The organism is Leeuwenhoekiella blandensis MED217 (assembly GCF_000152985.1).
GTDB classification, from domain to species: Bacteria; Bacteroidota; Bacteroidia; order Flavobacteriales; family Flavobacteriaceae; genus Leeuwenhoekiella; species Leeuwenhoekiella blandensis.
On the sequence record NZ_CH672395.1, the window covers coordinates 751,707 to 764,677 of the forward strand.

6 protein-coding genes are annotated in these 12,971 nt (G+C 36.9%); 5 read left to right on the forward strand and 1 reads right to left on the reverse strand.

Features of this window, described 5'->3' with window-relative positions; genetic code table 11:
* Window positions 1-36 precede the first annotated feature (36 nt).
* Entirely contained in the window at window positions 37-639 is a 603-nt protein-coding gene (locus MED217_RS03240) for a ribonuclease HII (RefSeq protein WP_009779049.1), read from the reverse strand.
* 230 nt (window positions 640-869) lie between these two features.
* On the opposite strand from MED217_RS03240, the gene MED217_RS03245 reads away from it, so the two are divergent.
* The 5 genes from MED217_RS03245 (at window position 870) to MED217_RS03265 (ending at window position 12,178) form a co-directional block, all read left to right on the forward strand.
* The gene (locus MED217_RS03245) at window positions 870-3,917 is read left to right on the forward strand and encodes a SusC/RagA family TonB-linked outer membrane protein (protein ID WP_050759314.1); all 3,048 of its coding nucleotides are present in this window, start codon (window positions 870-872) and stop codon (window positions 3,915-3,917) included.
* Between the two features lie 5 nt (window positions 3,918-3,922).
* Window positions 3,923-5,287: a RagB/SusD family nutrient uptake outer membrane protein gene (locus tag MED217_RS03250; protein WP_009779051.1), complete on the forward strand. Its 1,365-nt coding sequence runs from the start codon at window positions 3,923-3,925 to the stop codon at window positions 5,285-5,287.
* A 304-nt stretch (window positions 5,288-5,591) separates the two neighbouring features.
* Complete coding sequence (locus MED217_RS03255; RefSeq protein WP_154648896.1) at window positions 5,592-8,588, forward strand: SusC/RagA family TonB-linked outer membrane protein; 2,997 nt, start codon at window positions 5,592-5,594, stop codon at window positions 8,586-8,588.
* A gap of 24 nt (window positions 8,589-8,612) precedes the next feature.
* The gene (locus MED217_RS03260) at window positions 8,613-10,103 is read left to right on the forward strand and encodes a RagB/SusD family nutrient uptake outer membrane protein (RefSeq protein ID WP_009779053.1); all 1,491 of its coding nucleotides are present in this window, start codon (window positions 8,613-8,615) and stop codon (window positions 10,101-10,103) included.
* Between the two features lie 122 nt (window positions 10,104-10,225).
* Window positions 10,226-12,178: a putative porin gene (locus MED217_RS03265; RefSeq protein WP_154648897.1), complete on the forward strand. Its 1,953-nt coding sequence runs from the start codon at window positions 10,226-10,228 to the stop codon at window positions 12,176-12,178.
* Window positions 12,179-12,971: the final 793 nt, after the last annotated feature.

Here is a 12,971-nt window from a genome sequence, read left to right on the forward strand (position 1 = left end):
AAGTACTCTTTATAGAGCAGTATTGTTGAAATTCTCTTAAATGTCTAACCGAAGTTGTTCGGGAAGTTGCTTAAAGCTTTTGCGATGATGTGAAGTGATTCCAAATTCTTTGATGGCCTGTCTGTGTTCTTTTGTGGGATAGCCTTTGTTTTTTTTCCAATTATAATGAGGGAATTGCATATGCAAGTCCGTCATATAACGATCTCGTTCCGTTTTTGCCAATACAGAAGCCGCGGCTATAGACAAGAACTTACTGTCTCCTTTAATGATGCATTCGTGTGAGCATTCTTTATAAGGTTTGAAGCGATTGCCGTCAACCAAGATATGTTGCGGTTGCTGCTTGAGCTTTTCAATAGCAAGGTGCATCGCTTTAATGGAGGCATTTAAAATATTGATCTCATCTATTTCTTCTGGGAATACGTGAGCGATACCAAAGGCAAGCGCTTCCTGTTCTATAACAGGTCGCAATAATTCTCGTGATTTATGCGTAAGTAATTTAGAATCAGTTAAAATCTTGTTTTTGAAGGATTGTGGTAGGATCACCGCGGCTGCAGTTACTGGTCCTGCAAGGCATCCGCGTCCGGCTTCATCAATGCCACATTCAGTCAATATATTTTGAGAATACGATTTTAAAGACATGTTTTGGTTTTTATTTTTCTGGAAATCAAACGCTTCTGAAAAATTAATATGTTTCTTAAATAATTGTTAATGCATTTAGTAAAACGTTGTAGATTTTATAAAAACCAATCTATATAAGCCTTTGTTTTTACATTTTTAACATTTTAATTTAAGTTTATGTTAAGAATTATATTGCAATTCTAAGAAAGTTTTAAGATGTTTGCGACGGCTAATTCAAATAAATTAATTTTATGAAATCAAAAATTACGTGGTGCTTGGCGCTAGGTTTGCTGTTTTTAACACAGCTGACTTTCGCTCAGCAGAAAACTGTTACCGGAACGGTAACTGATGGGGAGGGGTTACCGCTCCCTGGTGTAAACATTGTGGTTCAAGGAACTACAAATGGTACTCAAACAGATTTTGATGGTAATTACTCCATCAATGCACAGGTAAATCAAGTTTTGGTGTTTACCTATGTAGGTTTTGAAGAGCAGCAAAAAACTGTAGGGTCTGCTTCTACAATTAATGTTCAGTTGACTGCAGGAGAATCTTTAGACGAGGTTATTGTAGTTGGATTTGGAGAGCAAACAAGAAAATCTTTAACAACTTCGGTGGCGAAGGTTGAGGCTGAGGAAATTAAGTCTATTGCAACACCTACAATTTCTGGAGCCTTACAAGGTGCAGCTAATGGTTTGCAAGTAAACCAAAACTCTGGTGCTCCTGGTGGTGCATTTTCTGTAAGAGTTCGTGGAGCTAGTTCTATCAATGGATCTAATGAACCACTTTACGTTGTTGATGGCGTTCCAGTTCTTTCTGGAAGTATTGGTTCAAATGCTGTTGGAGGACAGACTAATGACGTTATTGCAAACTTGAATTTCAGTGATATTGAATCAATTCAAGTGTTGAAAGACGCTTCTTCTGCTGCTATTTATGGTGCTCGTGGGGCTAATGGAGTTGTTTTGATAACTACTAAAGAAGGTAAGGCTGGAAAATTTCAAATAGAAATTAACTCTTACACTGGTTTTCAAGAGGAAATTAAGCGTTATGAAGTGTTTACTGCAGGTGAGTATTTTAGATGGGCTGATATAGCTTTAGATTCGCAATTTGGTACAGATGGAGCTGGTATATGGTCTAATGCTTTTGGCTACACTGCTTCAGAAGAGTTTTACAATTCAGACTTTGGTGATACATATGTAGATGCCATCTATAGAGAGGGTTCGCCAATTGTAAAGCAAATAGATGCAACGCTATCTGGGGGTTCTGAAAAAGCTAGATTTTATGTAAACTTTACAGATTTTAAACAGGTGGGGGTTCTTAAGGGGCAGGATTTTGATAGAAGGTCATTAACATTTAATGGGAATTTTCAAGCCTCTGATAAGCTTAGTATTGATGTTGGAACTACTATCTCGCAATCTGACAACTCTCGTGTAAATGGAGATAATAATATTTATGGTGCTCTAACAACTTCAGTGCTTGAAATACCCGGTAACGATTTGTTTAATGAGGATGGTACATATAATACAGCTCCTTTCACATTTTCCAATCCTTTGCAGAATGCTTTAGTTGATCAAAATGACTCTAGAACTTTTAGAATGTTTTCTAACTTAGGCTTAACATATAAGCTTACAGACAATCTAACATTGAATTCTAGAGGGTCTTTGGAGAGAATTGATTTTAAAGAATTGATTTTTACTCCAGCTACGACAAGAAGAGGAGCGCCTTCAAATGGTTCTACTACTAAAGAGATTAGGATGATCAATAGATGGAATGTTACCAATACATTGAATTATGTTAAAAATATTGGTGATAATTTCAATATTAATGCATTAGGAGGTTTTTCTTTTGAAGGTACAAACATTGATAACACAGGTTTAAACGGTACTGGTTTGCCGGCAGGTCTTATGTATCCAGCATCGGCTGCAGTGCCAATTACTGCAGATAACTCTATTACAGAGAGTAAAATTTTCTCTTATTTTGGAAGAGTAGGACTCTCTTATCAAGATAAGCTATTTTTAGAAGGGACGATGAGAGCGGATGCTTCTTCTGTTTTTGGTTCAGGAAACGCAATTGGATATTTTCCAGCTGTATCAGGAGGTTATCTAATTTCAGAAGAGGATTGGTTTAAAAACAATGTTCTGACCAACTTTAAGGCAAGAGCATCTTGGGGGCAAACGGGTAATCAATCTGGTATTGGTAATTTTGGTTCAAGATTCTTAGCTGGTGTTTCTGGATATGGTCCTAGGCCAGGAACCTCTATTGTGCAACTTGGTGCACCAGATTTATCTTGGGAAACTACTACACAAATAGATTTAGGAGCTGATATTACTCTTTTTGATAGAATTGATATTACTTATGATTACTATAATAAAGAGACTACTGACGTTTTGTTGTCTAGACCTTTAAGGAATTCATCTGGATTTTTATCAGTTGCAGCTAACGTAGGTGAGATTAGAAATACTGGTCATGAGGTTTCCATTAATGCACGTATTTTAACGGGAGAATTTACCTGGACGTCACAATTTCAGGCTGCATACCTAGAAAATGAAATACTTTCTTTACAAACAGATGCAGCAGGTGAGTTTATTCCAATTGATGCAGGTTTTGCTACAAGATTAGCGGTTGGTCAGCCTTTAGGGGCATTCTACGGTTTGTTAGCAGACGGTTTATGGCAAGAAGGAGATGATATTCCTCAGGCTCTTGTTGATAGAGGTGTTCAGCCGGGAGATAGAAGATACGTTGATGTTAATGGAGATGGAAATATCAATGCAAATGATAGAGCTTTTATGGGTAATCCTTTGCCTAAATGGACAGGGAATTTTAGAAATACATTTACTTATAAAGGTTTTGATCTATCTGGGAATTTTCAATTTGAAGAAGATAAAGATATCTTTAATAATTCTAATGCGTTTGGAGGAGCTAGTGGTAGTGTAAACTTTAATAAGTTTAGAAGTCAATTAAATTATTGGACTCCAGAAAATACAGATACTGATTTGCCAAGGCCTCGAAGAGGTTCTTTACAATCATATAATAATCAGGATAGTTCAGCCTTTATTGAAGATGCTTCATATGTGCGTTTAAAAGAGGTTGTATTGGGGTATACTTTTAGCCCTGAAATGTTAGGAAGGGACCTTTCTTTAAGAGTTTATATTGGTGGAGATAATTTAGTGACTTGGACAGATTATTCTGGACTTGATCCTGAAGTTAACACATTTGGTAATTCAAACGCTTCTAGAGGAACTGACTTTTTTACTCAAGGTTTAAATAAAGTCTACAAACTAGGTTTTAACCTTAAATTTTAAGAAATATGAAAATTAGAAATATATTATATAGTGCTGTTTGCTTCAGCCTATTTGCGGTAGGTTGTGCAGACGATTTTGTCGAAACTACCCCCACTACGAATCTTCCTGGTGAAAGTATTATTACTGACGTTTCATCTGCTGAAAGTGCTCTTATAGGAATGTATGGAGCCTTACAATTAGGTCGTAACTATGGTGGGTATGATACTTTTGTTACTGGTTTATATGCAGATGAAATTTCGCATACCGGTTCTTTCCCCAGTTTGGCTGAGATAGGAGGTAACGATCCTGCTCTTAATAACACAGATGTTACTACTTATTGGAATAACCATTATTCTGCGATTTATGATGCTAACTTAATCATTAATTCTGTGGTTAATCCAGATTTCGGAATAAGTCAAGAGTCTCAGGAGAGAATTGGTGGTCAGGCATTAGCTGCTCGGGCACTGCTATATTACAAATTAGTAAAGACTTTTGGCGGTGTTCCTTTGGTGACAGATGCGTTTACGACTTCTTCTGATATCGACAACAACCCGGTTCCTAGAAGCTCTGTTGCTGAAGTTTATTCTCAAATTATGTCTGATGTTTCGGCAGCTGTAAATCAAATACCGGATGGATTAGGTATTTATTTTTTTAACAAAAATGCAGCTAGAGTGTTGAAAGCTAAGATAGAAATGGAGATGGGAAATTACTCTCAGGCAGAATCAACTTTGGCTCCTGTTTTAAGTGCGGGATATAGTTTAGAGAGCGATTATGCAGCATTATTTGGTAATCCGGCTTCAGGAAGTGGCTTGGTAGCTAGTAGTTCAGAAACTATATTTGCTATCGATTTTAATGAAACTGACGGAAGTAATCATGCTTTCTTTTATTTAGATGCAGGTAGGGGAGAGGTTGGACCTAGTGCTCTTCTGACTGCAGAATTTGAAGACGGTGATACAAGAGCTAATCTAATTACTTCTGCTAACGATATAGGTAAATACGGAGATCCTGGTAATGGAAGCGATGATGCTTATGTGTTTAGGTATGCAGATGTTCTTTTGATGAAAGCTGAGTTAGCAGCGAGAAGAAATGATCCGGCTGCATCATCTTTTATCAACCAGGTTAGACAGCGAGCAGGTGAAGATCTTCCTGCTGTAACTTTAACTTCGGCTAATGTGGTGGAAGCTATAGCGCACGAACGTTTTGTGGAGTTTTATGCAGAATCATCAGATCGTTATTTTACAATAACTAGATTAGGCATTGCGGATGAAGTGGTTCAGTCAAAACCAAGTAGTGTATTTATTGCAGAGCGTAATAATCTCTTTCCAATCCCTCAACAAGAGATTGAAAGAAATTCTGCTATAGGGGTCGAAGATCAAAATCCTGGATACTAAAACAATTTAAGTTTATATTGAATTGAAACCGCCCAAATTGGGCGGTTTTTTTATGCGATAATAGTTAGTCAAATTATTGATGTTAATTAAACTCTTGAAGTATGAGCTAATTGCTTTGTGTAAGGTGTATGTTTCTTAATTTCAGTTATTTGTAAATTTTAACTATGATTAAAATATATTCAACAAAAATTCTATAACGTTGTAGGATCGTTAGTTAAATCTTGTTTTTAGGCATGTTTTTGCATATTTATGAATTGGTGTTGTGATTTTCTTATGATTTTTATTGCGGTTCTAAGAAACTTTTATGATGTTTGTGACGGCTAATTCAAATAAATTAATTTATGAAATCAAAAATTACGTGGTGCTTGGCGCTAGGTTTGCTGTTTTTAACACAGTTGACTTTCGCTCAGCAAAAACTGTTACCGGAACGGTAACTGATGGGGAGGGATTACCACTCCCTGGTGTAAACATTGTGGTTCAAGGAACTACAAATGGTACTCAAACAGATTTTGATGGTAATTACTCCATCAATGCACAGGTAAATCAAGTTTTGGTGTTTACCTATGTAGGTTTTGAAGAGCAACAAAAAACTGTAGGATCTGCTTCTACAATTAATGTGCAAATGACCGCAGGTGAAGCTCTTGATGAAGTTGTAGTTGTTGGTTATGGAACTAGAGATAAAACAGACGTTGTTGGTTCTGTTGCTCAAGTTTCTGGGGATATTTTAGAGAATAGACCAGTAGCAAACATCGTTGATGGACTTCAAGGTCAAGTTGCAGGTTTGCAGATCTTCTCATCTTCAGGTGAGCCAGGTGCAACCCCAAGTATACGCTTGAGAGGAAACGGTTCTTTGGGAGCTGGTTCTACTCCTCTTATATTACTTGATGGTTTTCAGGTAGATGCTGCAATTTTTACCAGACTAAACCCGACAGATATTCAGGATGTGACAGTTTTAAAGGATGCTTCTGAAACTGCGATCTATGGTTCTAGAGCAGCAAATGGTGTAGTATTAATTACGACTAAAAAGGGACGTAAGAATGCAGAGCCAGTTATTAATGTTGGTGTTCAGTATGGTTTTTCAAATCTGGCAAACACTGATTTCTTTGAGCGTCTTATGAATACAGAGCAGCTTACCAATTTCTGGGTAGATGCTGGTATCTATAGTCAAGGACAAATCGATGGCATCTTAGCTGAAAATAATGCTGATACAAGATGGTATAAGTACTATTATAAGGAAGATGTTCCTATGCAGCAAGTTAATATTAGTGCGCAAGGAGGTAGTGAAAAAACTTCTTATTTCATTTCTGGTGCTTACTATGGGCAGGAAGGTTTAGCGTATAGATCTGATTTTGAAAGATTTAACCTTAGAAGTAATGTGACTACAAATATTACGGATTGGTTAAAAACCGGGATCAATATCGGTATGGCTTATGTGACAGATGAAACAAATCCTTATGGGTCAAATAGTACGAATCGTGGTTTGGCACCTTTAGCTCAGCCATTTTATTCTCCAATCAATCCTGAAACAGGAGGGCGTTATGAAGGAGTGATTCCTGGTTGGAATAGATATGATCCGGTCTATTTAGCAAATAAGAATCCGTACGATCGTAACCGTTTTCAGGTTAACCCTTCTGCATTTTTAGAATTATCGCCTCTGGATGGATTGACAATGCGTTCTGCTATTGGGTTTGATGGTTTTGATGAAAGAGAGACTGACAGAAGATTGCCTTCAAATGTTGGATCTTTGAATAATGGACGAACAGATGAGGCCTTCAGAAGAGATGTCTTGATGACTGTGTCGAACACTGTTGAATATGATTTTAACATTGCTGAAAGACATGAGCTAACGGTTTTAGGTGGGCATGAATTTTCTGATTTTAATAGAGAGCGTTTTGCTGCTATTTCTACTGGTCAAACAGATGATCGCCTTATTTTATTGGAGCAAGGACCTACTAATAGAGATGTAGAGCATTATAAGGAAGAGTGGAGTTTGGAGTCCTTTTTCGGACGATTAACCTATGGTTTTGATGGGAAGTATTTTGTGAATGCTACAATTCGTGAAGACGGCTCTTCTCGTTTTGGGCGTGATAATAGAAAGGCTACGTTTTGGGCAGTTGGAGCACGTTGGAATGTGATTAATGAAAACTTTTTAACCGATGTTAATTGGTTAGATAATTTAGTTTTAAGAGCTAACATTGGTACTTCTGGTAACTCAGATATTGGATTTTATAATAGTTATGCGCTTGTTGGTACTAATCAATACCAAGGACAAACGGGATGGCAATTAAATACTCCGGGGAATCCTGGTTTACAGTGGGAGAGCCAAGAGGCTGCCTCAGTTGGTTTAGAGTTAGGATTATTCAACAAGTTAAGAGCAACTGTTGAATACTATGAGCGTACAACTTCAAATATGTTGATCGATGTACCTTATCCGTATACCACAGGTTTCGATGAGGTTACTGAAAATACAGGGTCTCTTAAGAACTATGGTTTTGACGTAGCGTTAGAATTTGATGTTGTGAAGAATGAGGACTTATCGATTACTCCTTACGTAACCTTGAACTATAACCAAAATAAAGTTACAGAGTTATTCCAAGGTCGTGATTACTGGATTATTCCTAATACAGGAGTTTCTTGGGCGGTAGGTCAGCCTGTAAGTTATTTCTATCCAGTATTTGCTGGTGTGAATCCAGATAATGGTGATGCGGAATGGTATTTACCTAATGAAGATCCAGATCAGATTGTTAATAATAGACAAGATCCTGATGCAGTAACTAATCAGTTTAATACTGCTGCGCTTCAGCAGAATACAGGAATTGATCGTTATGCGCCTTTTAATGGTGGATTTGGATTAAGAGCAAATTATAAAGGAATTTTCTTGCAGTCTCACTTTGCCTTCAGTAGTGGCAAGTATATGATCAATAACGGAAGATATTTCTTTGAAAATCCTAATGTTTTTGCTGGGTTTAATCAAAATGATAGAGTACAAGATTTTTGGAGAGAACCCGGAGATCAAACTTTATTCCCAAGAGCTAATGTTCAGTTTACGCAATTTGATTCAAACTTAATTGAAGATGCTTCGTTCATTCGTATGAAAACTTTGACTTTAGGGTATAATTTCCCGCAAGAGTTGATGCGTCAGATTGGTTTTGTTGATAATGTGAAAGTTTATATGACAGGAAGAAACTTGCTAACTTGGACGAAGTACTTAGGTCCAGATCCTGAAGTTGATACGAATGTTGCGTTAGGAACTAACCCAAATACCAAACAATTGATATTTGGAGTAGACTTTCAATTTTAGTAATAAAAATTAAAAATTCTAGAAATGAATATATTTAAAAATATTATAAAGTGTCTTCTGGTATCGGTTGCGCTTGTGGGTTGTGATGATCTTGAGCGTTTTCCATATGATTCTATTGAACAGACACAATCATTCCAAACTGTAGGAGATGCTGCGACTTGGAATACCGGCCTATATGCCAGTTTGAGAGGAAGTGTTTACGGAGCATTTACATATGCGACAGACATTCAGGCAGATCAATTAAATTTAACACTTGAATATGGTAACCGTAATGGTTTTCCATATCGATGGGAAGGGTTTTTAGCAGATGATGGTTTATTAGCTGGTCATTGGAGCAATTATTATTCGGCTATAAATAATATTAATGTAGCTTTGGCTGGTTTTGAAACAATTGTTACGGAGGATGAAGCTGAGGAAGATGAGCTTGATCAATACAGAGCTGAGGCTTATTTGGCAAGAGCTTTTTACTATCATAATTTAGTTGTGCGATTTGCGCAAGATTATGATCCATCATCAGCGGCTTCAGATTTAGGAGTGCCAATTGTTTTGGAATACGATTTGCAGGCAAGACCCTCAAGAAATACTGTTGAAGAGGTTTACCAGCAAATATTAGCAGATATCGACGCTGCGAGACCAGCTTTATCTCAAGTTGCTGGTAGCTCTGGTGCCCAGCGTTTCAATATTGATATCTTACGTGCTTTAGAGGCTCGTGTTAGATTTTATATGCACGACTGGCAAGGCGCTAAGGCGTTAGCAGATCAGTTAATTGGTTCAGGACGTTATCCTTTGATCACAACTGAGGAGGGCCTTAACAGAATGTGGACTAATGATTTTTCTCAAGAAGTGATTATGCAACTTTTTGTTAGTGCGCCTAATGAATTGGCTAATGTTAATGATGTTTATTTAAGATATAATGGTGCTGATGATGTTTTCTTACCTGATGCTATACCTGCACAATGGGTTGTAGATATGTATGAGGATGATGATATCCGTAAAAATGTATATTTTACAAATGATGAAACGGTAAGAATTAGTGGGTTGGAGTATTCAGATATTTGGATAGTAAATAAATATCCAGGTAATCCAGAATTGTTTACAGCTGCGAATACAAATTATCAACAGGCGCCTAAGGTATTTAGAGTGGCGGAGATGTATTTGATCTCTGCGGAAAGTGCTTTGAATATTCCTGGAGCGAATGCTTTAACTCCTTTAAACGCGCTACGTCAAGCAAGAGGACTTGATGCCGTTAGTGTTTCGGGTGACGCACTTCAAACAGCGGTTAGAGATGAGCGGTTTAGAGAGCTTGCTTTCGAAGGTTTCCGTCTTGATGACTTAAAAAGATGGGACGAGGGCTTTACGCGTAGAGATCCTCAAAATGAGATGTTGTTATTACAAGGCGAAAATACTTTTACTAAAAGTGTAGAGGCATCTAATCCTAAATTTATATGGGGTATTCCTACATTTGACATAACTATTAACCCGAATTTAGCTGATCAGCAAAATCCAGGATGGTAATTAATTAAACATATTTGTTTTAATACAAAAAGAGAACCGCCCAATTGGGCGGTTTTTTTTATGTCATACTTTTCCAAGTTTCTTTACGTTTAATTGTCCTATTTTTGGACCAAATGATTGTAATGCGATACTTTGTTTTATTTTTCTTTCTTATAGCAACCTCCTTGTCGCTTCAAGCTCAAGATGCACGTTTTAATCGGGACGGTGTTATGCGAGATACTTTAGATAAGCAGCGTTCTGCTCGATCTCCAAAACGAGAAAAGCAGGAGCGCCCAGCAATAGATCTTTATAAAATTATCTCAGTAGAAAATGACACGACTGTTGTAGATACTTCACTTACTGTAGAAAAATTGTATAAATACAATTACTTGCGTAAAGATAATTTTGAGTTATTACCATTTTCAAACGAAGGACAGACCTACAATACCTTGGCTTATGATTTTTCTACACAAAACATCAGGCCGCTTTTTGGTGCGCGTGCACGTCATTTTAACTATATGGAAGTCGCTGATATAAATTACTATCAGGTGCCAACACCATTGACGGAGTTGTATTATAAGAGTGTATTCTCTCAAGGGCAAAATTTGGATGCCTTTTTTACAATGAACAAATCCAAGCGTTTCAATTTCTCTATTGCTTACAAAGGGCTTCGCAGTTTAGGAAAGTATCAAAATTTTCTAACGAGTACAGGAAATTTCAGATTTACGCTTAACTATCAAACAAAGAATAAGCGCTACGATCTAAAAGCGCATTATGTAGCTCAGGATTTGATGAATCAGCAAAACGGTGGATTGACCGATCAGGCACTGCTGAATTTCGCCAGCGGCAATTCTCAATTTAATGATAGAGCACGACTTTCTGTTAATTTTGAAGATGCTGAAAACATACTTGATGGTGCGCGCTTTTATTTAAATCAGCGGTACGATCTGATTCCACAAAATGATAGCATCTCCAAAAACCGAATACAAGTTGGGCATATTCTCAATTATGAAGATAAATTCTATAGATATGAGCAGGCTTCTCCCGCAACAGCCTTGTTTGGTAATTCCTTTGTGACGTCAAATCTGGTAGATCGTACCGACCTTGAAGAGTTTAATAATCGTGTGTTTGTCGAATATTCCAATGACATATTGGGGACTTTAAACTTCCAAGCAAACCATACCTATTATAATTACGGGTATAATTCGGTTCTAATTCAAGAAGAGGGACGTATTCCTAATGGTATTCAAGGTGATTTAATTGCTGTGGGTGCTGCTTATAAAAAAATGTATAGAGGTTTTCAGTTAAAAGGTGAAGCGCAAACAAATGTTGTGGGTGATTTCTCTGGATTAGATTTTAAGGCAGAAGCTTCTTATGAATTAAAGGATAAAGCTAACTTTTCAGGAGGTATACATATCAATTCGGCGCCTGCAAATTATAATCATTTGCTCTATCAAAGCAGTTACGAGAATTACAATTGGTTTAATGCAGAAGCTTATGATAATGTAAAAACCAGTTCGCTGTATTTTAATATGCAATCTAATAATTGGCTAAACGCATCGGCTGAGTTGGTTAATATAGCAGATTATGCCTATTTCGCTAAGAACGATTTGGGGTTAACCCAATCTTTTCAGGCGGGAGAAAATGTTACATATTTAAAGCTGAAACTTAATAAGGAGTTCAGATTCGGAAAATTTGCACTTGATAATACGGTAGCGTATCAAAACGTAAGTTCGGGTATGAGTTATTTGAATGTACCCGAAGTGATCACGCGCAATACGTTATATTATACAGATCAATGGTTTCAAAAAGCCCTTTTTGTACAAACCGGTTTCAGGTTTAATTATTTTACTGAGTACAATATGAATGCTTACGATCCTGTTTTAGCTGAATTCTATGTTCAAAATGATCAGCAACTGGGTGGATTCCCATTGTTGGATCTATTTTTCAATATGAAAGTGCGTCAGACGCGCATCTTTTTTATTGCCGAACATATCAATTCTTTGGTAAGTCCTTCAGATTATTATTCAGCACCGGGTTATCCCTATCGTGATTTCACGTTTCGCTTTGGTCTGGTGTGGAATTTCTTTTTATAGGGTTTTGCTGTTTTTGACAGCAACCGGGCTTTCGCTACTCGCTTTATTGCGCTTTTGGTAGCGCAATAAGAGCTCAAACATGCCGCTCAATCCCTAACCCAAGCTTTTTTTCGTGCTAATTGCTATTGTTTTCTGTGCAGTTCATCGAGTAAATCCAGTAAAATTCGGGATTTTGCTTTTTTAGAAGCTGCTTCGATCGTTTGTTATTTTGATTGTATGAGTATATCTAGAAGTTTTTCCAAAAACTTTAAGAATGTAATCAACTGTAAACAAGGCAGTAGTAAATTAATTTAAAAATACTTTCAAAAAGTGCTTGTGGGGTTAGATAATCGTTCTATATTTGCGCCTCCAAAATCGGATATAAAAAACGGTTTTACGTTCATAGAAATGCAGATAAAGTAAAGTGCCTCCGGGTTGATCTCGTGGGGAATTTACTAATGATAGAATTTTTGTTTTAGACAAGTCATTGGTTGTGAAATCCATTTGACGGCGTCAAAAATAAAGTTTAAAAAAAGCTTGTTTATAAAGGGAAAAGGGTAGTATCTTTGCCCTCCCGTTTTTCGGCAAGGAAAGCGGATTAGTTCTTAGAAAAGCGACTAAAAAAAGGCCCAAAAAAAACTTTAAATTTTATTTGTTTAGTAATAAAAAAGGTTTGTATATTTGCAGCCGCTTTCGCAGAGAGCAACGCACATTGAAAACGAGATGATTTGGTAATAAAAAGAGAGGTTCGATTCCTTGACATCTAACGATAAATGATCTTCTTTAATAAGGGAGGAGTTAATTGACATATTGA

Bases quoted from the DNA above. Each gene is read 5' to 3' on its own strand.
- MED217_RS03240 (WP_009779049.1), bottom strand. From the start codon at position 639: ATGTCTTTAAAATCGTATTCTCAAAATATATTGACTGAATGTGGCATT.
- MED217_RS03245 (WP_050759314.1), top strand. From the start codon at position 870: ATGAAATCAAAAATTACGTGGTGCTTGGCGCTAGGTTTGCTGTTTTTA.
- MED217_RS03250 (WP_009779051.1), top strand. From the start codon at position 3,923: ATGAAAATTAGAAATATATTATATAGTGCTGTTTGCTTCAGCCTATTT.
- MED217_RS03255 (WP_154648896.1), top strand. From the start codon at position 5,592: ATGATGTTTGTGACGGCTAATTCAAATAAATTAATTTATGAAATCAAA.
- MED217_RS03260 (WP_009779053.1), top strand. From the start codon at position 8,613: ATGAATATATTTAAAAATATTATAAAGTGTCTTCTGGTATCGGTTGCG.
- MED217_RS03265 (WP_154648897.1), top strand. From the start codon at position 10,226: ATGCGATACTTTGTTTTATTTTTCTTTCTTATAGCAACCTCCTTGTCG.